This window comes from Aequorivita marisscotiae (assembly GCF_029814825.1).
In the GTDB taxonomy this organism is placed as follows: domain Bacteria; phylum Bacteroidota; class Bacteroidia; order Flavobacteriales; family Flavobacteriaceae; genus Aequorivita; species Aequorivita marisscotiae.
The window spans coordinates 54,521-78,996 of sequence record NZ_CP122379.1; the positions used below are offsets into that span (position 1 = coordinate 54,521).

23 protein-coding genes, 1 tRNA gene and 1 riboswitch are annotated in these 24,476 nt (G+C 35.9%); of the genes, 12 read left to right on the forward strand and 12 right to left on the reverse strand.

From position 1 onward, the window contains the following. Positions 1-275 precede the first annotated feature (275 nt). The gene (locus QCQ61_RS00270; RefSeq protein WP_279448706.1) at positions 276-452 is read left to right on the forward strand and encodes a hypothetical protein; all 177 of its coding nucleotides are present in this window, start codon (positions 276-278) and stop codon (positions 450-452) included. Positions 453-581: 129 nt separating this feature from the next. On the opposite strand, the gene QCQ61_RS00275 is transcribed toward QCQ61_RS00270, so the two are convergent. The 6 genes from QCQ61_RS00275 to QCQ61_RS00300 form a co-directional block, all read right to left on the reverse strand. Continuing rightward, a complete protein-coding gene (locus tag QCQ61_RS00275) occupies positions 582-1,001 on the reverse strand; it encodes a DUF6557 family protein (protein ID WP_279448708.1) in 420 nt (139 codons plus the stop codon). Between the two features lie 207 nt (positions 1,002-1,208). Next, entirely contained in the window at positions 1,209-2,012 is an 804-nt protein-coding gene (locus tag QCQ61_RS00280) for a 5' nucleotidase, NT5C type (protein ID WP_279448709.1), read from the reverse strand. A 48-nt stretch (positions 2,013-2,060) separates the two neighbouring features. Beyond that, complete coding sequence (locus tag QCQ61_RS00285; RefSeq protein ID WP_279448710.1) at positions 2,061-2,348, reverse strand: hypothetical protein; 288 nt, start codon at positions 2,346-2,348, stop codon at positions 2,061-2,063. Between the two features lie 173 nt (positions 2,349-2,521). Beyond that, positions 2,522-2,619, reverse strand: a riboswitch (SAM-I-IV-variant riboswitch). Positions 2,620-2,762: 143 nt separating this feature from the next. Next, a complete protein-coding gene (locus QCQ61_RS00290; protein ID WP_279448711.1) occupies positions 2,763-4,124 on the reverse strand; it encodes a TIR domain-containing protein in 1,362 nt (453 codons plus the stop codon). 11 nt (positions 4,125-4,135) lie between these two features. Continuing rightward, positions 4,136-4,537 (reverse strand): hypothetical protein, encoded by a 402-nt coding sequence (locus QCQ61_RS00295; RefSeq protein ID WP_279448712.1) that lies wholly within the window; start codon positions 4,535-4,537, stop codon positions 4,136-4,138. 249 nt (positions 4,538-4,786) lie between these two features. After that, the gene (locus tag QCQ61_RS00300; RefSeq protein WP_279448713.1) at positions 4,787-5,659 is read right to left on the reverse strand and encodes a hypothetical protein; all 873 of its coding nucleotides are present in this window, start codon (positions 5,657-5,659) and stop codon (positions 4,787-4,789) included. 527 nt (positions 5,660-6,186) lie between these two features. On the opposite strand from QCQ61_RS00300, the gene QCQ61_RS00305 reads away from it, so the two are divergent. From QCQ61_RS00305 to QCQ61_RS00355, 11 genes are all read left to right on the forward strand, one after another. Then, positions 6,187-6,342 (forward strand): hypothetical protein, encoded by a 156-nt coding sequence (locus QCQ61_RS00305; protein WP_279448714.1) that lies wholly within the window; start codon positions 6,187-6,189, stop codon positions 6,340-6,342. A gap of 96 nt (positions 6,343-6,438) precedes the next feature. Beyond that, positions 6,439-8,028: a tetratricopeptide repeat-containing sensor histidine kinase gene (locus tag QCQ61_RS00310; protein ID WP_279448715.1), complete on the forward strand. Its 1,590-nt coding sequence runs from the start codon at positions 6,439-6,441 to the stop codon at positions 8,026-8,028. Between the two features lie 2 nt (positions 8,029-8,030). After that, positions 8,031-8,696, forward strand: a complete 666-nt coding sequence (locus tag QCQ61_RS00315) for a response regulator (protein WP_279448717.1) — start codon at positions 8,031-8,033, stop codon at positions 8,694-8,696. A 450-nt stretch (positions 8,697-9,146) separates the two neighbouring features. Next, positions 9,147-10,418, forward strand: coding sequence for a hypothetical protein (locus tag QCQ61_RS00320; protein WP_279448719.1), 1,272 nt, complete (start codon positions 9,147-9,149; stop codon positions 10,416-10,418). Between the two features lie 218 nt (positions 10,419-10,636). After that, positions 10,637-10,719: transfer RNA gene (locus QCQ61_RS00325), tRNA-Leu, on the forward strand. A gap of 136 nt (positions 10,720-10,855) precedes the next feature. Further along, entirely contained in the window at positions 10,856-11,758 is a 903-nt protein-coding gene (locus tag QCQ61_RS00330) for a MerR family transcriptional regulator (protein ID WP_279448720.1), read from the forward strand. A gap of 120 nt (positions 11,759-11,878) precedes the next feature. Beyond that, on the forward strand, positions 11,879-13,342 hold the full coding sequence (locus QCQ61_RS00335; protein ID WP_279448721.1) for a phytoene desaturase family protein: 1,464 nt from the start codon (positions 11,879-11,881) through the stop codon (positions 13,340-13,342). Then, a complete protein-coding gene (locus QCQ61_RS00340) occupies positions 13,339-14,181 on the forward strand; it encodes a phytoene/squalene synthase family protein (RefSeq protein ID WP_279448722.1) in 843 nt (280 codons plus the stop codon). Before QCQ61_RS00335 ends, QCQ61_RS00340 begins: the two co-directional genes overlap by 4 nt. Before the next feature lie 67 nt (positions 14,182-14,248). Beyond that, on the forward strand, positions 14,249-14,698 hold the full coding sequence (locus tag QCQ61_RS00345; protein WP_279448723.1) for a sterol desaturase family protein: 450 nt from the start codon (positions 14,249-14,251) through the stop codon (positions 14,696-14,698). Between the two features lie 3 nt (positions 14,699-14,701). Further along, positions 14,702-15,400, forward strand: a complete 699-nt coding sequence (locus tag QCQ61_RS00350; RefSeq protein WP_279448724.1) for a lycopene cyclase domain-containing protein — start codon at positions 14,702-14,704, stop codon at positions 15,398-15,400. Positions 15,401-15,522: 122 nt separating this feature from the next. Next, on the forward strand, positions 15,523-16,107 hold the full coding sequence (locus QCQ61_RS00355) for an SET domain-containing protein (protein WP_279448725.1): 585 nt from the start codon (positions 15,523-15,525) through the stop codon (positions 16,105-16,107). A 9-nt stretch (positions 16,108-16,116) separates the two neighbouring features. Here the strand turns inward: QCQ61_RS00355 and QCQ61_RS00360 are convergent, their stop codons facing one another. The 6 genes from QCQ61_RS00360 to QCQ61_RS00385 form a co-directional block, all read right to left on the reverse strand. Beyond that, positions 16,117-16,680 (reverse strand): TlpA family protein disulfide reductase, encoded by a 564-nt coding sequence (locus QCQ61_RS00360; RefSeq protein WP_279448726.1) that lies wholly within the window; start codon positions 16,678-16,680, stop codon positions 16,117-16,119. A gap of 68 nt (positions 16,681-16,748) precedes the next feature. Continuing rightward, positions 16,749-19,013 (reverse strand): aconitate hydratase, encoded by a 2,265-nt coding sequence (locus QCQ61_RS00365; protein ID WP_279448727.1) that lies wholly within the window; start codon positions 19,011-19,013, stop codon positions 16,749-16,751. A gap of 216 nt (positions 19,014-19,229) precedes the next feature. Continuing rightward, positions 19,230-20,183 carry an AAA family ATPase gene (locus QCQ61_RS00370; RefSeq protein WP_279448729.1) on the reverse strand — a complete coding sequence of 318 codons (954 nt, stop codon included), beginning with the start codon at positions 20,181-20,183 and terminating at the stop codon, positions 19,230-19,232. 14 nt (positions 20,184-20,197) lie between these two features. After that, complete coding sequence (locus QCQ61_RS00375; RefSeq protein ID WP_279448730.1) at positions 20,198-21,634, reverse strand: peptidylprolyl isomerase; 1,437 nt, start codon at positions 21,632-21,634, stop codon at positions 20,198-20,200. After that, complete coding sequence (locus QCQ61_RS00380) at positions 21,627-22,484, reverse strand: peptidyl-prolyl cis-trans isomerase (protein ID WP_279448731.1); 858 nt, start codon at positions 22,482-22,484, stop codon at positions 21,627-21,629. The genes QCQ61_RS00375 and QCQ61_RS00380 overlap by 8 nt, the downstream gene beginning before the upstream one ends. Next, entirely contained in the window at positions 22,481-24,436 is a 1,956-nt protein-coding gene (locus QCQ61_RS00385) for a peptidylprolyl isomerase (RefSeq protein ID WP_279448732.1), read from the reverse strand. The genes QCQ61_RS00380 and QCQ61_RS00385 overlap by 4 nt, the downstream gene beginning before the upstream one ends. Positions 24,437-24,476: the final 40 nt, after the last annotated feature.

Sequence of the window (24,476 nt, forward strand, 5' to 3'; positions counted from 1 at the left end):
CTAAAATTTTGACGGTAGATAGTTTTAAATTGAGTATTAATTAGCAGGTACTGCACAGAAAGGGAGTTTAAAGACCTATAATATTTTATAGTATTTTAATACTATAAACATACTATACAGATACTATAAACATACTATATAGATACTATAAATATACTTTACACATATTATACTATTATTTTAACCACACTATAAACTTGACCTACGGTGCTTAATGTGTTGTATTAGTTATATTTAAATTTTAGATTATGGTATAGCAGGTAGGAATTATAAAATTGAAAGGAACTATTGGAGGTATTAATCTTTACGAAACCAATAATGGAGAACGCTTAGACAGTGAAGCGGGAGGTGTTTTAGTAAAAGCAAATAAGAGAGACCTGTGCGAACCGTGGAGAATGCTTCGGAATTTGAACGTTGCAGTAAGAGCAAATTTTTATAATTGCGAAGGATAGTTTGACAAATTTTAGTTTATGAGTTAATGCAGGTTCTAAGGGAGTGTACATTAAAGTGAGTCATCGGTTAGAAATTCGTTTTCAAAATAATCTACATGGTTAGGAATATGTGTAAATAAAATATTCGTACTATCTCTCTCTATGTATTGCTTTTTGAATATCTTCCTCAGACAGGCTAACATAAGTCATCTCATAAAAACAATGCACAAGGATTTCCGGTTCTGAAAAGTTTATTAGACTGTCTTTACTAATCTCCATTCCCAACCATTGGCACCAGGGTAAAAATTCAATGCCTTGCGGATACTTTTCTTCCAAGCTTTTGGGATGGTTATAAATTCCCGCAACATCTATAAAGTAATCGCCATCGATAATATCGGTTTCCTTAGAAATCACAATAGCCATAGCTATACTTTTCGGATCCATTTCTTTCAATTTTTCGAACACCATTTTATAGCCTTCCAAATTGTTTTTTGCTTCTGGGTAGCTTTTTAAAAATTGGACTGAAATGGTTTCCCAAGTATGGTTGTGCATTAATTCATTTAAGATCATTACTCTTGTTGTTTAGAATTTTTAATTTTAGAATGTCTAACTTATAAGTTTGAATTTCTGTTCGAGCCCTTCCGGCAGGCTCGAGATAGAATATAGGCGAGAGCTACAAAATCCTAACGATAAATAAGGTCTCGACTGCGAACGAACGGACATTGCCAAACGGTTTCCCGATTAGAGATATTTGTTAATTCCTTTTGTATGCCGCAGTTATGCCAGGTTTTTCATATAGCTAATTACCGCCTTCCAATCGGCAAAGTCTTTTCCTTCTGGACCAAAGTGAATGTGTTTTCCTACAAATGCTCCGGCCCCATTTGCGGTTCTATCGTCGATAAGGAAATCCCCTTTCGCCAAATGTTTGTTATGCGAAAGAATCAATCTTTTATGGGCTGCCTTCGGCAAGTATTTCTTCACCCACAGTAATTTATCAGACCAGGCACTCGGATTCTCCCAAGGCGCGGTTGATAAAATGTAGGTGTCAAAATTCGCACACAACCATTTATATCCTTCAATAGCGCCGTCATATGGATCCATCAGAGAGAAAATGCCCGGAACCTCATCCAGCTTCTTATCATATTTTAATTTATCTTCCTCGCTAATTTTATCTATTCCACTTTGGAAATCTACCAGCACACTGTCCATATCCACAAAGACAGTTTGCTTGGCATTTCGCTTCTTCAGTTCTAACAGCTCATTGTAATTTTTAGTGTGGCGCACTACTTCCTCACAGAATAGTTTTGAGGAACTATCCGCTCCAAATCCCGAAGCGTCCACGGGATTCACCCCGAAGGCTTTCCTTTTTCTATTAACGCGGTTCGTAGCTTCCTGTGACATTGGATTGCGGGCAGAATCCATCATAAAATCCCATTCCTCCGCAAATAGCGCCAATTGTAATTGTTTTACCTGTGCAGCAAAGTCTGTTTTTTCTCTTTGGACTTTTCTTAATTGTTCAATTTCATAATCCGTTAAATATTCTTTGTATTCTTTTAAAATTTTTCCAATAGTTAAATGCATAATTTGTTTTTTGTTAAGTATTAATAATTGATAGTTAAGGGTTTTTGGTTAATCGCTTGTTACAAAATTAAAATTTACAAAGGTGTACTTCTCCCCTTTTTTGTAGGTCATTTCGGTATTTTCCTTTACCAATGCTGTGCATAGGGCCACTTCGTGCCTTACTTGGTCTTCATTCAAATGGGCAATGTCGTCATTAAGAAAGATTACGCTCTCGGCATAGATTCCATCCCAGTACCATTTTTGATACACTACATCAAAGTCTTCTATTACGGCTTCGGTGCTTAAAATAATTTTTGTGCCTTCCTCGACGGGCAGGTCTTTAAATTTTTCTGTCATAATTTTAGTTTTAGGGTTATTAATAAATTAATTTTTAATGCGTTTTTCGCATAGCTTTCCCACCTGACACTTAGCGTCGTTCCCAGTATTGGAACGGCGGTGGCAGCAGCAAATTTTGTTTAGTGTTTTTAGTTTTAAAAACACTGTTTTTTGTTGTTATCGGTAAAAAAAGGAATAAGACATATTTTTCCTAAAAGTAGGCTCATTGTTTAAGCACCTTCGCCTGCTTGGGCAGGTTGCTATCACTTTCTTGTGATTCGTAATGACGATTAAATATACGGAATTTTTATTTTTTGGGCAAGGGGTTTTAGGGAATACTTAATTCAGATGGAAGTTATTAATTACAGATACATGAAGCGTTATAATTAAAACTAGAAATATCATGTGAGAATTCTAATTCCTTTAGTTTGAAGATTATACCAAAATTAACTCTAAGCTAGAACTATGTGCAATTTTTTTTATTATTACTAAATCGTTTGAGGTAAGGTCTTCAGTCGTGATTACTTTAATGTCATCATTAAAATCAACAAACTTATTTTGCTCCTGTATTTTCAATTTTGAAGAATCGATTACAATAAACTTATTTTTACAGTTCTTTAAAATTTCACTTTTTGACCTTATTTCGTAAGTGCTATGTACGGCAAAACCTTCATTTCTATAAACGCCGTTTGCACCCACAAAACAGATGTCCGCCCCGCCAAGTTTCGATATTGTTTCTTGAAAACCCGAATCTACATTTTGATATATTTCATCATCATTAACTACAGCGAGTGAATTGGGCCTAATACGACCTTCTGTCATGAATACACTCAAAATATTATTATTATCCACAAGCCCTAATTTACTTGAATACATGAATAGCTCTTGTGCAATAGGAATTGAATTCGTAACAACTTTTAAGTTATCCCATAGTCCCATTTCTAGTCCTTTATTGATTTCTTTGGCTATTGCCAAAGTTGTTGAACCTGAATCTAAGGCTATAATATAATTTGAATTTATAAATTTAATTGCTCGTTTCGCAATTTTCTCCTTATTTTTTGAATGAATAGCTAATTTCCAAGAATAATGTTCTTGTTTAACCCAGATGTACTCACCATCACTAACTATTCCTGTTAAATGATTCTGTTTTATTATTCTTGCAATTAATTCTTTAAAAGTAAATATAGAAATATCAACTAGCTCATTTTGTTCTTTTAACATATCTAAAAGTTGCAGTAAATCGAGAGGGTTGTTTTGACGATAGGGATAAACTAACAATCTTACCTTTTCAGCAATTTCCTTTATAAAATTGTCGGCTTCATCCAATAAGTCTAAAGATGATTTTTGATCTGATTCTAACCCGCTTCCATATAATTCTTTACACGTCCATGCAAATAATTGATTAATTAAATTTTTAGCGGTCACGGCAATAGCTTCATCCGAAAACTCATAGCAAGGAAGAAATAATCGCTTTTTAATATTATTATCTTCAAGTGAATCCCAAATATCCTTTTCTAACACAATGGGAAGTACGAATGGTCTACTAAGTTTAAGTTCCTTTTTTATGCCCCATTCAAATTCTTGCATTACCCAATTTGATTCAACGGCATTCCTGTCAATAATCAATACCAAAAAATGAATATCCTCGTCGATCGTTTTCTTTATGGTATTTTGGACTTCCTCTCCAATAAGAAGTTTCTTTTCGTCAATCCATAATTCAATAAAGTCAGGCAAATGTTTTCTTAACTCCTTAATAAATAATTTTTGTCTTTGACTATGACTAATAAATATTTTCATTTTATATACATTTAAGAGTTTCTTAAAAATAAATATGCGCCTATAAGTAAAATGATTAATATTAAATACAATAAGAAAATTGAGAATCTAAACAATAACGGGGAAAATAAAATTTCCTTTTTCAATGAGGTGATATCCATGTTAAAATTAATTTGGTGATTTTCAATTTCGATGGTATAATGTGCTCGGTAGATTTTTTCCAACCATAAGTAATAGGTATCTAAAAACCAAAAAATAACAATTATTGGTAACCCTATAATCAGAATTACAAACTTTTGATTATCCAAACTTAATGCAATTAAACCTGTAATCAGTGTTATGCACCATCCTTTAATTAAAAAAGAATTTGTGCTCAGGCGAGAAATAACATTCTGAATAAATTCAAGATGTTTGATTTTCAATTGTTCACTCATTAATTTTCAATTTAATGCTTATATGCATTTATTATATCATTGATAGATATTTTAATTATACATATCAGCAAGCTATTCTAAAATAAGTATTTCCATTAAAGATATCCTGAAAACACCTCTTAGACAATGGTTAAATTAATTAGGGAGAGTAGTAAATATATAAAAAATTGGCTTATGAGCAATAGACGTTTCTTTTTCTTCTATAAGATTTCAAATGCTATTAGAGAGAATTGACCAATGTAATCTTATTCAATAATACTCCTTAATATACCCATAAGCCCGCTCAAAAAGCACCTGATCTTTATGAAGCTTATATTTCAATAGCGCCTTTCTAAGCGACTGCTGAACTTCCCGCTCACCTGAACTTGTTGTTTGCCAACCGGGAAAACTTACCATCCTTACAATACCATCTATATCATTTACAATTCGTTCTACAACCGCAGGGGTTTGATCGGTTTTAAGTTCTAAAAACAATTCAGTTAATGCTGCTTGCGGCGTTTTTTCCTGTATCTTTTCTTCAATTTCCTTTTCCGCTTGAACTGTTTCCTTAGCAAGTTTACAAAGTTCTTTTACAAACTCTATGGAAGTAATTAATCCCTGTTCGGCTTGATCTCTTAACGCTTCCAAACGCTCACTTAATTTTTTAAATTTTGGGTCACCAGAATGCTTTTTAAATCTCTTTACTAGTATTTTCTCAAGCTTTTTGGCATTGGCAGGATCGGGATTATTAAAAATGGTCTCAATAACATCTGCATCAAGTCTATATTCTTCCAAAGTATGTACATCGCCCACATGAATATTTTCATGCATTAATTTAGTGGTCTGGGCTCCCAAAGCAATCCATAACAATTTACCCAAATTGTCACCAGCAGGCCTAACAGACTCGAAAACTTGAGATAACCATTTATAATCTTCTTGATAAATATCAAGCATTCTATCTGGTGATAAAGACTCCCATAATTTGGATAGATACTTATAATCTTTTGCAAAGGCATCTTTCTTTACGTCATCCTTAATAGCATTTTGCGCTTTTTCCAATCCCTCAAAGCCCTCAATCGTTCTATCTACTCCTTCAAAATGAGCTAAAGCATTCTTTACAGCTTCAGGTAGTTTAGTTCGCAATAAGGATAGATTGGTAATTTATAATAATCTCTCAACCTTCTTTCACCAAACTGAAAATCTTGGTGTTCTTCAATATAATCTGACAAAATATTAGCCAAACGGGATTTAGAAGGATTCAAATTTCCTAAAACCTCTTCCTGTTGTAAAGCCTTTTCAAAGCTTTCTATTATTAATCTGTTATGCACCTTCAGCGATTTATCCAATGCTTAAAACTACAAAATTCACTTGGAAATTCTTTGGAAGATCATTTCCAAGTTGTTTCCAATCCTTTTCCAACTCTTTTTTCAGTATCTCTCTTTATTTGTTCCATCATTGAGAATCTAGAAGCTTTAAAGATTTTAATATCAGTAAGGAGGCAATAAGTAATGCCATTAGATGAAGTGGGGAAATAAGTCTTCCGCATAACTTCAGTATCTCCTTCTTCCCCTTTACGAGACAAGACCAGTCCTCAACATTTCATTTTAAAAAATCACAACAGATTTTTTAAAACAATCACCCTATTGTTTATCCAAAAAATTCACGTTCAAATGAAAAAAGCAACATTATTAATCGTCATGTTACTATCTATTATTTCGATAAGCTCTTGTACACCAGAAGCTAGAATAGACCAAATAGAACCACAAAGCTGTTGTGGTGATGATGGAAATCTTCCTCCACCACCTCCATTTGGTGGCGGCAATTAACAATTTCCAAAAATAAGTTCCTATTTTTGAGGAATGAAGAAGCCCCAATTTTCATTCCTCCTTTTTTGTTTTGTATCAATCATTTTACCACAAAAAATGATTGGTCAATATAAAATTGACAGCACTGCCTATCACTTCAAACGTATTCTAAATCCGCAGCACAGCTCAGATTTCCCGAAAGCAATTAGTTATTATACCCGTTTAAAGGAAAAGCATCTAAAAGATAAAAACACTTATAAGGCCATCCAAGACCTACAGATGATCGCCATTGCTGAATTTGAAATGGGCAATAGTTATGATAGTGAAGCCGCAACCGTGGAAGCTTTTGAATTAATAGATACGTCCTTACATACAGATACTTTAGTTGATGCCAAAAAAGGTTTGTACAATCAATTGGGTAGAATTTACCGGGCTACTTACAGATATGAGGAAACTATAAAAGCCTACACGAATGCCTTAAAATTCTCTTCAAATAGAAACGACAGCCTTACGCTTTTAAACAATACCGGCAATGTATATATGGATATGGGCCGCTATAAAAAAGCTTTGGAAAAATTTAACCTTGCTTTGCTAAAAAAGGGAGTGAAGCAAAACACGCTTTCCTATGCTAGGTTATTGAACAATAAAGGTGTGGCACAGGCCAAAATTGGTAATAATGAGGAGGGTCTAAATAATATGCAACAGGCCTTAGAACTAAGAGAACTCAAAAACGATATGCCTGGTAAATATTCCAGCTATAAAAGTTTGGCGCGCTATTATTTTGAGCAAGGGGATAAAAAACAGGCTTTGGAATTTGCAAATAAAGCGTATGGGGTGGCTAACAACATTAACAGCCTTTCCTTTTTAGAAGATGCCCTTTCGCTTTTTGCAAGTATGAGTGAAGATATAAAAACAGTACAGTTTGAAAAAATTACCGATAGCATAACCAAGGAAAAACAACTGGCAGAAAATAAGAATGCTTTTATGAAGTACAATGTGGAGAAGGAACGCAAAAATACCCTTGCCGCCCAGTTGGAAAAAGAGAGGCAGAAAACGTGGACTATTTTAATATTGGCATTGGCCATAGTGGGATTTTTGATGAGTATTGTTCTTTATTTCACTATAAAGAACAAGCACAGACAGGAGAAGATCAAGCAGGTACATATAACTGAAAAGCGCATCTCCAAAAAAGTACACGACGAAGTGGCAAACGATGTATATAGACTTATGGCGAAACTACAGAGCAAGCCTGCTGGAAAGGATGAAATTTTGGATGATCTGGAATCTATTTATGATAAGAGCAGAGACATTTCTAAGGAAAACAGTGCCGTTGCTGTTGAAAACTTTCAAGATACCCTGTCTGATTTGTTGTTGGGTTATGAAAACGAAAATGTGTCTGTAATCCAAAGAGATAGTTCTCCTATTGATTGGAGCAAGGTAAGCACTATTAAAAAAACCAATCTCTTTAGGGTATTGCAGGAGTTGATGACGAATATGGCCAAGCACAGCAACGCCACCGCGGTGGTGCTGAATTTTGAGCAAAAAGGAAAAACTATTGCCATTAAATATGCCGATAATGGGAAGGGCTGTTTATTAAATAGCAAGAATGGACTTCAGAATGCGGAATCCCGCATAAAAGCGATTAACGGAACGATTACTTTTGAATCAGAACCAAATAAAGGGTTTAAGGCAACTATAATTATTTGAGTATGTTTAAGAAAGTGCTAATTTCAGACGACCTCGATTGTATTAACCAAGGCGTAATAGCGGTATTGCAAGCCTTAAAGGTTGAGGCTATTGCCGAAGTTGTGTATTGCGATGATGCTTTCCTAAAAATAGAAAAGGCAATTTTAGAGAAAGCCCCGTTTGATTTGTTGATAACAGATCTATCATATACCCCTGACCATAGGGAACAAACCTTTTCGTCTGGCGAAGACTTGATAGCTGCACTAAAGAAAAAGCATCCCGAATTACCTATTATAGCCTATTCGGTAGAAGACCGATTGCAACGAGTGCGTTCCCTTGTTGTCAATCACAAGCTTAACGGCTACGTATGTAAAGGCAGAAGAGGCCTTGAAGAATTGAAGACTGCAATACATAAAGTATTTGAGGGAGAAACCTATCTATCACCACAAGTTGAAAATGCACTCTCTAAAAAGTCCACCCCTATTATAGAAGATTATGATATTGCGTTAATGGAGCAATTGGCAAATGGGCTGTCTCAAAAGGAAATCAGTGAACATTTTAGGAGTGTAAATATCGTGCCTAGTAGTTTAAGCTCCATAGAAAAGCGAGTAGGAAAACTTTGTATTCATTTTAAAGTGAAAAATGCCATTCACCTCGTAGCAACGGTTAAAGACCTAGGATTAATTTAGTTAAATGGCTTTTGGATTTAGGGAGGCTTAGAATTTGTAAAAAAAATCGCCGCTTTACGGAATCCCGCAAAGAAATGGTTTGATAACTCCCTTTATTTGTAAAGGGAATAAAAGTTCGTATTCTGGGGAGAACTATTTTGAACTTTCCCGATAGCCGTTCTATCTTTTGATAGAACGGTTTTTTTTAAAGTTGTATATAGGGTTTAGCCAAATATCTTTCTGTATTAGCATATCACCTATTTTTTTGGAAAGAATGAGTTAAGTATGGTAAGCTGCAAATTTGAGAAGTCCGTGCCGAGAAAAGCGATCAAATTATTTTTTAAACTTTAAACTAAGGATTAGCTGGCTAATTTTTTAAATACTTCAAAGTCGCGTTAAAATTTTCCTATAATTTATTTTGAAGCTTTCAATAATTATGATGTTTTATACTTTTATGTAAAACAATCTATTTTGAAAAAAGCAATACTCGTATCTCTTGGGCTTATTATAGCTATTATTGGGATTATTTACATTTCATTATGGAGCAAGCCAGCTAATCCGGAAACCGACGTAATTATAGCTGCAGACAACATAGATGCAATCGATTTTAATAAAATTGATAGCGTTACCGTTGCAGCCAGTACTTTGTATAAAGGAGATATGCTAAAAAAGCTTATGCAAGGCGAACAATATAGAGATGTATGGGCAACCCCGGTAAAAGTACCCGTAGTTTATTTAGGCCAACTACACGGAGGTCTCTCTATTATAAAAAAGGGCGGGGGAAAACAAACTAAATCGTTGCGCCTAAAAAATGAAAAAGGAGTGGTTTATACCCTTCGGAGCGTTGCAAAGGATCCCGATCCGTTAATTCCCGAATTCGCTAAAACCCTAGGTATTGAAAATATAATAATTGATGGGGTTTCGGCGCAACATCCATACGGCGCAATGGTTGCTGCAAAATTATCAGAAAAGATAAATATTCAACATACACATCCATCGTTGGTATTTGTACCTAAACAAAAACAACTCGACCAATATAATGAGGAATATGGCAATAAGCTGTATTGGTTGGAATATGAAACTAAAGGAGAAAAAAATTGGTCTAATCTAGAAAATATTATTGATCTCATTGACACCGAAAAATTACAGGAAAGAAAACTTAAATACCGAGATAGCCTCAAAATAGACAAAGCAGCCTTAATACGAAACCGATTGTTTGATATTGTTATTGGCGATTGGGACAGACATGCCAAACAATGGGGATGGTTTTTTCAAAAAAACCAAAATCACTATACCGCAATTCCATTAGCGAGCGATAGAGATAATGCATTCTTTTCCATAGATGGGGTTTTGCCTAGCATTATTTCATCCAAAAATATACAACCTCGGTTGCGACCTTTTGAGCGGGAGATAGCGTATATGCCCGGTCTTGTATATCCGTTTGATGTATATTTTTTAAAAAACACACCAAAGGAATTATTTATAGAAGAAGCTAATTATATTAAAGCCAACTTATCGGAAACGGCAATTGACGAAGCATTTGCAATATGGCCTAAAGCAATTTACGATATTCACGGTGAAAAAATTAAAGAAATACTAATCTCCCGCCGCAACGATTTAGAAAAATACGCTGTGCAATTTTATGAAGTTCTGCAAACAAACGAATATTTACAAAAGCCGTTAAAAGGTTCAGAAGATACTGATATACCTAAGAATTTGCAGCAGTGTTTTGAATGCCTATAAACCTTCAAGATTTCAACATTCAATACAAAAATACTTCATTATTTAATTGCATTCGTCAGCTATTTTATTGAAAGCATTTTAAAAGTATGCTTCATTTTTTTGCTTGTCTATTAAGGTGATTAGTTTTACATTTGCGCTCGCACTAAAAAAGTTGCACTTACCGTTTCAATTTTACTTAAAGCACAGATATTGCTTTATAAAAACTGAAAAATGTATCCACCCGGGTGCTGGAATTGGTAGACAGGCATGGTTGAGGGCCATGTGTCCTTTGGGCGTGTGGGTTCAAGTCCCATCCCGGGTACAATTTTAAATACTTCACTTTTAAAATTATCTTTTGTAGTTATATATTACACTGTTTGTTTAGAGTTTTTGAACTTTATATAAACAATCTCACTTCTTTTTTGTACTTTTCCCTTTAAATAATAAATTATTGTTCTGTGATTAAAACTCAATTTGGTATTAAGGATCTAGAAAATCTTTCAAATGTAAAGGCTCATACCATCAGGATTTGGGAAAAGAGATACAACCTGCTTGAACCTGACAGAACAGATACAAATATTAGAAAGTACGACCTTCAAAACTTAAAAAAACTCCTCAATGTAACCTATCTCTACAATGCAGGTTATAAAATTTCAAAAATTGCAAGTTTAGATCCGGCGCAGATGCAAGCGTTGATAATGCAAAATATTGATGGTATTGATTCTGAATATTTAGGCAATGTTTTTAAATCTGCCATGTTCGAATTTGACGGCGAACTTTTTGACGCTACTTTGGAAAAGCTTTTAGAGAAAAAATCGTTTCGCAGTATTTTTGCCGAAATATTCGTTCCACTGCTTAATGAAATGGGCATACTGTGGCACTCGGGTACTATTGACCCCTCTCACGAACATTTTATTTCAGAAAAAATTAAGCAGAGTATCATTGTGCACTCGGCAAAAAATAAAAAAACGCAGATCGATAAAAATGCGCATTTGTTCGCACTTTATTTACCCTATCGCGAAATCCACGAAATTAGCCTGCTTTACGCCAATTTTGAATTGATTTCTGCTGGCTTTAGAACCATCTATTTAGGTGCTAATATTCCATTAGACAGCTTAAAGCACATTCTTAAAACCAAAACGAAAGTAATTTTCGTAACCTATTTAACCGTACTTCCGGAGAACGATAATCTTGAAAAATATCTGAAGGATTTTCAAAATGAAGTGGGCTCCAAAGGTCCAAGCGAAGTTTGGGTATTGGGTCGCAAAGCGAAAAACAATATTAAGAATTCAAAAAACATAAAACTTTTTAGGGAAATTGAAAATTTCACCGAAAAAGTAGATAGTCTTTCAAACCCGTAGTTTTATTAACTATACCACTAAATTTTAATCATTTATAATTCGATTATTTTCATAATTAAAAGCCAAAAAATTTTCAAACTTCTTTTTTTGTTTAAATAATACGTACTTTTGTTAAACAATATGAAAGAAATAGCAATTATTGGTTCCGGATTTTCATCTATTGCAGCTGCTTGTTATCTAGCACAGACGGGCGCTACGGTAACTATTTACGAAAAAAACAGTACTATTGGCGGTAGGGCAAGACAGCTAAAAAAGGATGGCTTTACTTTTGATATGGGACCTACTTGGTATTGGATGCCCGACGTTTTTGAACGTTTTTTTAATGATTTCGATAAAAGTCCTGCAGATTATTACGAACTCGAAAAACTAAATCCTGCCTATCGCGTTTATTTTGGCAAGGACGACTTTATAACTATTGAAGATACATTAGAAAAAATTTGTATCGCCTTTGAAAAAGAGGAGGCTGGAAGTTCAAAAAAACTTCGCAAATTTATGGCGCAGGCTTTAGACAATTATAACATAGCTATAAAAGACTTGGTTTACAGACCTGGGGTTTCGCCTTTAGAATTGGTAACGGCTGCGACTATGAAAAAAATTGGGCAGTTTTTTAGCACCATAAGCAGAGATGTACGCAAGGAGTTTAACAATCCAAAACTGATTTCCATTTTAGAATTTCCCGTGTTGTTTTTAGGTGCAAAACCTTCTAAAACGCCTTCGTTCTACAGTTTTATGAATTACGCCGATTTTGGCTTGGGCACATTTCACCCTAAAAAAGGAATGTACTCCGTTATAGATGGCATGAAAACCTTGGCCGAAAATCTTGGAGTAACCATTAAAACCAATCAAAATGTAGAAAAAATTTGCATTGAAAACGGCAAAGCGAACGCCCTGATTATTAATGGAGAAAAAATAAATGCCGATGTTGTTTTGAGCGGCGCAGACTACCATCATACCGAAACGCTTTTAGACAAATCGTTCCGGCAATATTCTGAAGAGTATTGGAATAAAAAAACCTTTGCGCCTTCAGCATTACTATTTTATGTAGGATTTAATAAAGAACTTAAAAATGTAGATCACCACACATTGTTTTTTGATGTAGATTTTGAAAAGCATTCACAGGAAATATACGACTCCCCACAATGGCCGGACTCCCCTTTGTTTTATGCCAGTTTTCCTTCCAAAACAGACAAAAGTGTTTCGCCTGAAGGCAAGGAAGCTGGCATTTTTTTAATCCCATTGGCCCCGGGCTTAGACGATATTCCCGAAATTAGAGAAGAATATTTCGAAAATATAATGGATCGCTTTGAAAAAATTACAAACCAAGAGGTTACAAAAAACGTTATATTTAAAGAATCCTTTTGTATTAACGATTTTGTTTCAGATTACAACAGTTATAAAGGCAATGCATATGGGCTGGCCAATACTTTGATGCAAACAGCCTTTTTAAGACCAAAATTGAAAAGCAGTAAAGTGAAAAATTTGTTTTTTACTGGCCAACTTACCGTTCCGGGACCGGGGGTTCCACCAGCACTCATTTCTGGAAAGTTAGTAGCAGGATTAATTGAAAAAGAAAACCAACATTGAAAGAACTTTTTGACATAGTATCTAAAGAATGTAGCAAAAAGGTTACTGAAACTTACAGCACCTCCTTTTCGCTCGCCACGCGTATGCTTGGCACCTCAATAAGGCAAGATATTTATAACATCTACGGGTTTGTGCGTTTTGCTGACGAAATTGTAGATTCGTTTCACGAGTACGACAAAGAGGTGCTTTTTAATAGGTTTGAAACCTCCTTAGATCAAGCCCTGTTGGATGGTATAAGTTTAAACCCAATTCTTAATTCCTTTCAAGAAACCGTTCGCAAATACGATATTGACAGAGAACTTATAGATACTTTTATGGCGAGTATGCGGTTAGATTTAACCAAAAGCGTTTATAAAACTACCGAAGAATTTAACCAGTATATTTATGGCTCTGCAGATGTGGTTGGCCTTATGTGCTTAAAGGTTTTTGTAAAAGGCGATAAAGAAAAATACAACCAATTAAAAGACGCTGCGATGAGCTTAGGCTCGGCTTTTCAAAAAGTGAATTTTTTACGCGATCTAAAGGACGACTACGAAAATTTGAGTAGAACGTATTTTCCCAATACCAATTTAGATGCGTTAAACGAAGATTCAAAAATCGAAATAATTAAAGAAATAGAAGCAAATTTCAGTCACGGGTATCAAGGTATTTTAAATTTGCCCCGCGAAGCAAAATTGGGGGTTTTTGTGGCGTATAGATATTACAAGCGCTTACTCAGAAAACTTCAACAAACGCCAGCAATAGAAATTAAAAATGCCCGTATTCGAGTTCCAAATACCGAAAAAATTGGACTTTTAACGCGTAGCTATGTAAAATATCAATTAAATTTGGTGAAGTAAATTTCGGGAATGTTGCTACTATAAAAATTCACCATAGCATTACAAAAACTATAAATTACAAGTAAAAATGACGACAGTTCTTTGGATATTAATTTTCATACTTACATTTTGTATTATGGAATTTATGGCGTGGTTTACGCATAAATACGTAATGCACGGGTTTTTATGGAAATTGCACAAAGATCATCACCACAAAGACCACAGCAGTTGGTGGGAGCGCAACGATTTCTTTTTTATATTTTATGCTTTGGTTAGCATTTTTTGTTTTGTAAGTTGGAGTTTTTACGGCTTTTGGGCCGGGTTGCCAATAGGTCTTGGAATATTTGCATACGGACTCACCTATTTTTTTGTACACGATATTTTTATTCACCAGCGTTTTAAAATGTTCCGAAATGCCAATAATTGGTACGCTCGCGGTATTAGGCGTGCACATAAAATGCATCATAAACATTTAGGAAAAGATAAAGGTGAGTGCTTCGGAATGTTGTTCCCCCCATTAAAATATTTTAAAAAGTAAACCATGTGGCACCTATATTTTATGCTCAATCTCGCTTCGTTGAGCATTCCTTTTATATTTAGCTTTCATCCAAAATTGAAGTTTTATAGACTTTGGAAATACTTCTTCCCTGCCACCTTTATTATGATGGCATTTTTTATACCTTGGGATATTATTTTTACCCAAAATGGTATCTGGGGTTTTAATGAAAAATACTTGTCGGGAATAACTATTGCCAACCTGCCTTTGGAGGAATGGCTTTTCTTTGTTTGTATTCCCTATGCCTGTCTTTTCACCATTTATGCGTTTAAGGATTTAATGCCAAAGTTTCAACTTTCAAATAATACTACAGCTGTAGTTTACTTCAGTTTACAGACTATTTTAATCGTGCTCCTGCTATATTTTTACGATCGCTGGTACACTGCTATAAATTTTGGATACGCTATTGTACTATTAGCTTTAGTGTATAATTATAAGAGGGCGATTTTAAATGTATTCTTTCCGGTGTTTAGTATTCTGTTAATTCCATTTTTTATAGTGAATGGATTTCTTACAGGCAGTTGGATACAGGAACCGGTAGTCTGGTATAACGACGCCGAAAATCTAGGAATCAGGCTCGGCACCGTACCAATTGAAGATAGTATCTACGCTTTAACTATGCTTTTAACCATTTTTGTTTTGATGGAAAAATTTAAAGAGAAGTACAGTTCAAAAATCGGTTAAAGGGTAACTTTTTTAAAAAATACCTCCAAAATAACCACAATAAAATTTGCTATACAATAGATAGGTTTTGTAAAACGATTGAGATTTTGTACTACATTTAATCCCAAAAATTACAATTGTTTATGATTCATCCTAAAACAGAACTTAAATTTATTAGCGAACAAATAGGGTATGGCGTTGTTGCTACTGAAATGATTCCCGCCGGCACGATAACCTGGGCATTAGACGATTTAGACAGGGAGTTTTCTCCAGCTAAAATCAGCAAAATGAACCCGCTATATCAAGATATTTTAGAAACCTATTGCTACAGAAACAGAAAAGGCAATTATGTACTTTGCTGGGATTACGGTCGCTTTGTAAACCATAGTTTTAAAAGCAATTGTCTATCTACCGCCTATGAATTTGAAATTGCGATTCGCGATATTCAAGCTGGTGAAGAACTTACCAACGATTATGGCTATTTAAATATTTCCGAACCATTTAAGGGAATTGATGAAGGTACGCGTCGTAAAACGGTATATCCAGATGACCTCTTAAACCACTACGAGGTTTGGGACAAAAAGCTTATTAAAAACTTTCCAAAAATTACGGAAGTGGAACAACCCTTAAAATCGTTGATAAACGAAAAGTTATGGAACGATATTCAAGCTATTATAAAAGGCAAAAAAACAATGAAGTCTATTAAGGAAATTTACTTTGCAGGATAATTTTAAAATCTATTCTGAAAGAAGTGTCTCTAAAAGTGCTCTCATTTTTTTACTGTTCCAATCGGCCGCGCCTTCTTCATCTATAACTATTTCACCTGTTTTTGAAATTAAATAAGTAGTAGGTAGTGCTTGCGATTCCAACTGTTTTGGAGCTTTATATTGCTGAATAAATACCGGCAATGTATATTCGTTCTTCTGAAGAAATTTATGCACCTTTTCAGAATCTTCGGACGTAACAAAATAGAAATCTACCCTTTCGCCATAACTATCATATAATTTTTGAAACGATGGCATTTCGGCAACGCAGGGCGGACACCATGTAGCCCAAAAATTTACCACTACAACCTTTCCTTTAGATTTTGAGAAATCTACACTCTTGCCATTTAAAAGCTGTAAATTCCATTGATAATCCTGTAGTGTTTCGCGTTCGGCCTCCGTTTTTTCAGACGGTGAAAACGAAATAAGCCGCTGTACGAAAACCTGAATGGGCATTCGTGTTTGTGGAATTATCAGCAATGCCAAAAATGTAAAAAAGAGCACGTTGCTCCAGTTCTTCTTTAAAAAACCTTTCATATTTTAATTGAATAAAAAACCTCACAAATCGTGAAGATCGGTGAGGTTTAAATAATAATATAAAAAAACTATGCGTTCTGTTTTTTAATCAAATTTAATGCAGACCCTTCTCTATACCATTTTATTTGTGCATCGTTATAGGTATGATTAACCTTTATGGTGTCTTTACTGCCATCCTTATGCACAATTTCCAAAGTAAGCGGTTTATTGGGTGTAAATTCGGTAATATCAACAAAATTAAAGGTATCGTCTTCTTGAATTTTGTCATAGTCCGCTTCATTGTCAAAAGTAAGACCCAACATACCTTGTTTCTTTAAATTGGTTTCGTGAATTCTGGCAAAAGATTTTACCAAAACCGCTGCAACACCCAAATGTCTAGGCTGCATTGCTGCGTGCTCGCGAGACGAACCTTCGCCGTAATTATGGTCGCCCACAACAATTGTTTTAACACCTTTTGCTTTGTACTCACGTTGCACATCCGGCACGCCGCCATACTCACCAGTGAATTGGTTTTTAACAAAATTGGTTTGCTTGTTAAATGCATTTACAGCGCCAATTAGGGTATTGTTTGCTATATTGTCCAAATGTCCGCGGTAACGCAGCCACGGCCCAGCCATAGAAATATGGTCGGTAGTACATTTTCCAAAAGCTTTAATCAATAATTTTACACCCTGTAATTCCGAGTCCTTTATAGGAACGAACGGCTCCAATAGCTGTAAACGTTCGCTATCGTTGGCTACTTTTACTTCAACGGAACTTCCGTCTTCTCTTGGCGCCAAATATCCGTTATCGTCCACCTCAAAACCTTTTGGCGGCAATTCCAAACCACGTGGCTCATCGAGTTTCACCTCTTGTCCCTCGTCGTTTAGAAGCGTATCGTTCATCGGATCAAAATCTAAACGGCCCGAGATTGCAATTGCGGCCACCATTTCTGGAGAGCCAACAAATGCATGTGTATTTGGATTTCCATCGGCACGTTTTGAAAAGTTTCTGTTAAAAGAGTGTACAATGGTGTTTTTTTCATCGCCCTTTCTATCGCTTCGGTCCCACTGACCAATACAGGGGCCGCACGCATTTGTAAAAATTGTAGCGCCTAAATTTTCAAATACATCTAATAGTCCATCCCGCTCGGCAGTAAATCGAATTTGTTCCGAACCAGGATTTATCCCAAAGTCGCTTTTTGGCTTTAATTTCTTATCAATGGCCTGTTGCGCGATAGAAGCAGCACGCGTTAAATCTTCATAAGAAGAGTTGGTACAACTACCAATTAATCCCCAATCTACTTTAATTGGCCAATCATTTTTCTTGGCCTTGTCGCCCAATTGCCCAACAGGAGTTGCCAAATCGGGTGTAAATGGACCATTAAGATGTGGACGCAATGTGGTTAAATCTATTTCGATAACTTGATCAAAATATGTTTCGGGATTTGCGTAAACTTCATCATCGCCCGTTAAATATTCACGTATTTTATTGGCCTCGTCTGCAATATCGGCTCTGTCTGTAGCTCTTAAAAATCGCTCCATGGCATCGTCGTACCCAAACGTAGAAGTAGTTGCTCCAATTTCGGCACCCATATTGCAGATGGTTCCTTTTCCTGTACAGGAAAGATTTTTTGCCCCAGGGCCAAAGTATTCAACAATAGCACCTGTTCCACCTTTTACGGTAAGGATTCCGGCTACTTTTAAAATAACATCTTTTGAAGCCGTCCAACCGTTTAGTTCGCCGGTTAATTTAACTCCTATTAACTTTGGAAATTTTAATTCCCAAGGCATGCCAGCCATAACATCTACCGCATCTGCTCCACCAACACCAATTGCCACCATCCCCAGACCACCTGCATTTACAGTATGGCTATCGGTACCAATCATCATTCCGCCAGGAAATGCATAATTTTCCAGTACTACTTGGTGAATAATTCCTGCGCCCGGTTTCCAAAAACCAATTCCATATTTATTTGAAACAGATTCCAAAAAGTCAAAAACCTCGTTACTGGTTTCGTTGGCGCGTTTTAAATCCGGTGCAGCACCTTGTTTAGCTTGTATTAAGTGGTCGCAGTGTACGGTAGTTGGTACTGCTACAGTTTTTTTTCCCGCTTGCATAAATTGCAGAAGTGCCATTTGTGCTGTTGCATCTTGACAGGCAATTCTGTCGGGGGCAAAATCTACATAATCCTTTCCGCGTTGGAAAGCTTTATCGGGATTGCCATCCCAAAGGTGGGAGTATAATATTTTTTCAGAAAGGGTAAGTGGTTTTCCCGTGATTTCGCGCGCTTTATCAACACGTTCAGCCATTTGGGCGTAAACCTTTTTAATCATATCAATGTCAAATGCCATAGTTGTATTTTTTGTAAGTGCAAAATTACAAAATTTTATAATATTTAAAAAGTATTTAATGAAATTGCTTATTCAGTGAATATAATTCACTGAATATCAATTTTTATTGCGCAAAATTATCGAATTACTAATTTTGAATGTCTAATATTAAGAAATTCAAAATTTTTAATGATCGTAGTCGAATGAAATTCGGAACAGATAAATAAAAGTCATTAATTAATAAAGACTCTTTATAATTTCTTCAATCGTTAGACCTTCTGCTTCCGCTTTGTAATTTTTAATTAATCTGTGGCGTAGAATTGCAACTGCGGCTTTTTGTACATCCTCAATATCCGGGGAATATTTTCCGTGAATTGCAGCGTTTGTTTTAGCCGCCAAAATCAGGTTTTGCGACGCGCGTGGCCCTGCGCCCCAATCTATGTAATTTTTAACCATTTCAGGCGCTGTGGGACTATTGGGACGGGTTTTGCCCACTAGGCCTACAGCATACTCCACTACATTATCCGCAACGGGGATTCTTCGAATTAGTTTTTGATATTCAATAATTTCTTGAGCGGTAAAAAGTGCATTAACAGTTTGTACCTCACCGGTAGTGGTTTGTTTTACAACTTCCACTTCTTCAGCAAAAGAAGGGTATTCAAGATTAATGGCAACCATAAAACGGTCTAATTGTGCCTCCGGCAATGGGTACGTTCCCTCCTGCTCTATGGGGTTTTGGGTAGCTAGTACAAAATAAGGCAAATCTAATTTGTAGTGATGGCCGGCAACAGTAACCGCACGTTCCTGCATAGCCTCCAAGAGTGCCGCCTGCGTTTTTGGTGGAGTTCTGTTAATTTCGTCTGCAAGAATGATATTGGCGAAAATTGGCCCTTTAATAAATTTAAATTCGCGATTTTGGTCTAAGATTTCAGAACCTAAAATGTCGCTGGGCATTAAATCTGGCGTAAATTGAATTCTTTTAAATTGCAGTCCAAGTGCTTCGGCAACAGTATTAACCAATAAGGTTTTTGCCAGTCCGGGAACGCCTATTAGCAGTGCGTGGCCACCAGAAAAAATAGCGATCAAAACTTGGTCCACCACTTCATCTTGACCGACGATTACTTTTTTTATTTCTTTTTTTAGGGCGTTATATTTTGAAACTAGTTGTGTTACCGCTGCTACGTCTGACATAGTATTTTTCTATATTATTTTTTTAACCAATCGCCTGCAAACTCGCAATCTTGGTAGTCTTCATTAATGCTAATATACGTATCTTTTATCTTCTCGTTCTGCCACTTATTTATAACCTTAATTTGCTTTTCGCGCAATGCCAATTTTTTTATTCGCTCGTAATCCTTAGAAAAATCTGCTTTGTGTTCTTCGTATTTTTGGGTTACGGTTAAAATCTTTAAGCTACTTTTCCCTGTTCTGTCGCGATCTGTAAATACTTCAGACACTTCCCCTTCTTTTAAGTTATAAACCTGCTGGCTTAGCGTTGGATCCATTTTGGTAAGATCAAACTTTGTGTCGAAAGAAATAGGATTTACCAATTGGCCACCGTTATTGCGTGTTTCCTTATCGTCAGAATTTTTTCGAGCTGCTTCGGCAAAGGAAATTTCACCTGCCTCAATCTGGTTTTTTAAGTCTTCAATTTTCTTTTGAGCTTCATCAATAGATTTTTGTGAAACCTCTGGAAACATTAAAATATGCCTAACATCTACTTCTTGACCACGAATTTTTTCAACATAAAGTAAGTGCCAGCCAAATTCAGTTTCAAACGGCTCGCTAATTTCACCTTCTAAAAGTGAGAATGCTTGATCCTTAAACTCTTTTGCCCAAGGAGAATCGCGTTTAACGCCCGTGTATAATCCACCTTTTGAATTAGACCCGGGATCTTTGGAATAAAGCACAGCTTTTGTAGAAAAACTGGCGCCATTATCTATAATATCTGCGCGAATGGCATTTAGCCGTCCTTTTACCTCGTCAATTGCTTGTTTTGTGATTTTTGGATCTACCACTATTTGGGCAATTTCAATTTCAGCTCCAAAAACAGGACGTTCTTCTTCAGGTATGGAAAAGAAAAACGTGCGTACTTCTTCGGGAGTTACTTCTACTTTTTCAATTACTTTTTGCTGCATTAAACTCGCTAGCTTTATGCTTTTATTGGCTTCAAATAAATCTCTTCTTAAATCGGCAATGTTATCCTTTCTGTAATAGGCGGCAACTTTTTCTTCACTTCCCAATTCGCCAATCATATATTGTAATTGCTGATCTATCATTCCATTAATTTCGGCATCTGGAACCATAATACTGTCCTGTTTTGCTTGATGGGCATATAATTTATCTTCCATTAGTTTGCCCATTAACTGGCAGCGGGTAATGTCTTCAATAGACATTCCTTGCGATTGCATTTCTACATATGCCTTGTCTATATCGCTGTCTAGAATAACGTATTCGCCAACTACGGCGCTTACACCTTCGGCTTTAAATCTTTCAAAAGGTTTTACAGTGTCGCGCGTTGTTGTTTTTTGCACAACCAATGAATCATTGCTTTTTACCACACCGGTGCTATCAGGTTCTACAACGGTTTGTGCTTGAAGCATTGCCGTAGAAAAAAGCAATACCAATAAAAATTTATTCATTTTTATAGATTTCAAAATTATTTGTTTCAATAGCATCTTTTGTAATATCTGTTTCTAATTTTTTTATAAGTTCAAGCTTTCTTTTATTGAGAATTATCTGACGTAAAGTAGGCTTAATATAGGAGATTGGCGCTGTATCGTTTAGATTGAGCACATCTTCAATTTTCACCAAATATACTCCTAATGAATCTTGCAATTGTGTAAAATTGGATTTTTTTAACACTTGTTCGCTGTTGTCTCTAATTATTGGCAGCGCACTTAAAAGCACATCCTTTTTTACCCAAACCGAATCGTTAAAGTTTGATGAAATAAACTGGTAGTTTTGACCGGTAAGAGCCGCTTGATCTTTTTCATTATAGCGGTTCAACTTTTCCTTAACAGCTGCCAATCCATCGAAGTTTAAGGGTAATTGAACATACCGTATTTTTACGAGTAAATCTTTTAATTTAAAGTTTTCCTTATTTGTATTGTAATATTCTTGAAATTCCTGTTCAGTAATTACACTGTCTAATTGCTTGCTTACGATTACATTTTTATACGCTTCGGTGAGCAAATCGTTGTGATATTCCTGAACAAGTTTGTCGTATTGTTCGAGCTTATCGGCCGGAATATTTATTCGCGCCTGACCAATAAGCAATTGTTGCGTTGCCCAACGATTAATGTAATTGTTTACTATTAGGGTACTGTCTTCGGGCGAGGTACCTGCGTCTATTAGTTTTTTAAGATCTGCTTCGTATAAATAGGTGTCGTTTACACGAGCAACCACGTTCTCTTCTGTTTTCCTTTGGAAATATTCGCAGGAAACAAAGCTAACACTGGCAAGCAATATATACAACAGCGATTTTATCACTTCAATTCTCTTTTAACGTGTTTTAAAGCTTTTTTATCTACTTTAACGGTGTATTTTTTTCGAAGGCTTTCCATCCAAGATTTTTCCAAATCGGTTTGATAATTGCTCAATACTTTTCCCTTCACTTCGTCTAAAGTTTTGTAACCAGAAGCGAGCACCTCTTTTACAAAAACCACGACAAAAGAATCATTACTCGGGTAAATATCGGAAACCCCTTCTTTTATTGCCAAATTGGTTGGCAATTCTGATTGGTCTATTTCAAAAATACCGGGAGTTATTAAAACATTTACTTTGTCTTCGGTATTTAGCGCTGCTTTTATTTCTTCGGAAGTTTTGCCTTGCGCGAGCATTGTTTGAATTTGCTTTGCGAAACCGTCAGAAGTAGCGGCATAAATTTCGGCATCAACGCGCTGTTTCCACTTATAATTATCTTTGGTTTTTGCGTAATATTCCTGAACGGCCAGGGTGTCTTCCTTGGCTTTATTCCAAATATTTTTATTCATTACGTCAAAAATCAAAAGGCCGTCGCGGTATTCCGTAAGCACAGCGGCATACTCTTCATTGTCGTCTTTTAATTTATCTTTAAAGTATTCTTTTAATTGCTCTGTTTCAAATTCATCGTAAAGTTCAACAAGCAGGGCATCTTTCTGTCTAAAAAGTCTTGTGGTTTTTTGACGGGCATCTATAAAGTTTGCAAAATCTGAAAACTTTACGGCTTTATCGCCAATGGTAAAGAGGGTTTTATCTTCAGCCGTTGGAATTGGTTCCATTTTCCATTTTCTTTTTAGTACTTCGTCGCTTACATAATTTGTAAAATACGAAAGAAAGTTGGCTTCTTTTTTATAACCGTACTTTTCCTTTATTTTATTGTTGGTAGCAGTGGTTACCAATTTTGAACGGTCGCCTTCCGAAACTCTTTTCTCCAAACTCAGTCTTTGCTCCTCAAATGTTTCCATCGGTAACTTTTCATCCAAACGGATAATATGCCAGCCAAAATCTGTTTTTATGGGCTTGCTAATTTCGCCAATGTTTTTGAGGGCGTACGCCGCCTCCTCAAATTCGGGAGCGCGAAGATCGCCTTTGGTAAAGGCTTTTAGCTTTCCTCCTTTTACTGCGGAATTTTTATCGTCAGAAAATTGTTTTGCCAAACTTTCAAAAGATTCGCCTTGCTTAAGCATAGTGTAAAGCTCGTTGATGCGTTCCTCTGGATTGAAGTTGCGCGCACCCTTTTTATCTGAAATCATAATATGCGACACAACAATCTTCGGCATTTTGGCTCTGCGGTCGTTTACTTTTATAAGGTGATATCCAAAACTGGTACGGACAATATTCGAAATTTCGCCCGGTTTTGTATTATATGCTTCGGTTTCAAAAGGGTAAACCATATTAAAAACCGTAAAATAGCCCAATGCGCCCGCTCGTTCTTTGGCCCCAGGTTCTTCGGAAAACGTTTTTGCCAACTCGCCAAAATCTTCGCCTTTTAATGCTCTTTCGCGAATCGTCTTCATTTTGTTGTAGGCCGCCAGTGTATCCTGTGGCGCAGATTCATAATCTACACGGATTAATATATGCGAAGCATCAATTTCAAATTTACTGCGTTCAAATGCTTCCTTTGCCAATTCTTCGGTTACCTTATCTTCAAATAAATAGTTTCTTGAAAGCTGGTCGCGATATTTGGAAAACTCACTTTTATAGGCACTTTCTTTGTCTAAGCCTTGCGCTTGTGCCTCGGCAATTTTTAATTTGTAATCTATAAAAAGTTGCAAATAGCCATCTATGTCTTTTTGCGATTCGTCTTGAACAAGGTCGAGGTTCTTTTTATAAACGCGCTTAAATTCGCTGGTATAAACCGGCTCATCGTTTATGGTCATCAACACTTCCTTTTTATTTTGTGCAACTACCGCGGTGGCACTCAAAAGGACCAAAATAAATAGGGAAAGAAAATTTTTCATCGTTTAATTGATTGTTTATTTTTAATTGAAGCGTGGCAAA

Coding starts and splice junctions, on each gene's coding strand:
- QCQ61_RS00275 (WP_279448708.1), bottom strand. CDS start 1,001: ATGATCTTAAATGAATTAATGCACAACCATACTTGGGAAACCATTTCA.
- QCQ61_RS00280 (WP_279448709.1), bottom strand. CDS start 2,012: ATGCATTTAACTATTGGAAAAATTTTAAAAGAATACAAAGAATATTTA.
- QCQ61_RS00285 (WP_279448710.1), bottom strand. CDS start 2,348: ATGACAGAAAAATTTAAAGACCTGCCCGTCGAGGAAGGCACAAAAATT.
- QCQ61_RS00290 (WP_279448711.1), bottom strand. CDS start 4,124: ATGAAAATATTTATTAGTCATAGTCAAAGACAAAAATTATTTATTAAG.
- QCQ61_RS00295 (WP_279448712.1), bottom strand. CDS start 4,537: ATGAGTGAACAATTGAAAATCAAACATCTTGAATTTATTCAGAATGTT.
- QCQ61_RS00305 (WP_279448714.1), top strand. CDS start 6,187: ATGAAAAAAGCAACATTATTAATCGTCATGTTACTATCTATTATTTCG.
- QCQ61_RS00310 (WP_279448715.1), top strand. CDS start 6,439: ATGATTGGTCAATATAAAATTGACAGCACTGCCTATCACTTCAAACGT.
- QCQ61_RS00315 (WP_279448717.1), top strand. CDS start 8,031: ATGTTTAAGAAAGTGCTAATTTCAGACGACCTCGATTGTATTAACCAA.
- QCQ61_RS00335 (WP_279448721.1), top strand. CDS start 11,879: ATGAAAGAAATAGCAATTATTGGTTCCGGATTTTCATCTATTGCAGCT.
- QCQ61_RS00345 (WP_279448723.1), top strand. CDS start 14,249: ATGACGACAGTTCTTTGGATATTAATTTTCATACTTACATTTTGTATT.
- QCQ61_RS00350 (WP_279448724.1), top strand. CDS start 14,702: ATGTGGCACCTATATTTTATGCTCAATCTCGCTTCGTTGAGCATTCCT.
- QCQ61_RS00355 (WP_279448725.1), top strand. CDS start 15,523: ATGATTCATCCTAAAACAGAACTTAAATTTATTAGCGAACAAATAGGG.
- QCQ61_RS00360 (WP_279448726.1), bottom strand. CDS start 16,680: ATGAAAGGTTTTTTAAAGAAGAACTGGAGCAACGTGCTCTTTTTTACA.
- QCQ61_RS00365 (WP_279448727.1), bottom strand. CDS start 19,013: ATGGCATTTGACATTGATATGATTAAAAAGGTTTACGCCCAAATGGCT.
- QCQ61_RS00370 (WP_279448729.1), bottom strand. CDS start 20,183: ATGTCAGACGTAGCAGCGGTAACACAACTAGTTTCAAAATATAACGCC.
- QCQ61_RS00375 (WP_279448730.1), bottom strand. CDS start 21,634: ATGAATAAATTTTTATTGGTATTGCTTTTTTCTACGGCAATGCTTCAA.
- QCQ61_RS00385 (WP_279448732.1), bottom strand. CDS start 24,436: ATGAAAAATTTTCTTTCCCTATTTATTTTGGTCCTTTTGAGTGCCACC.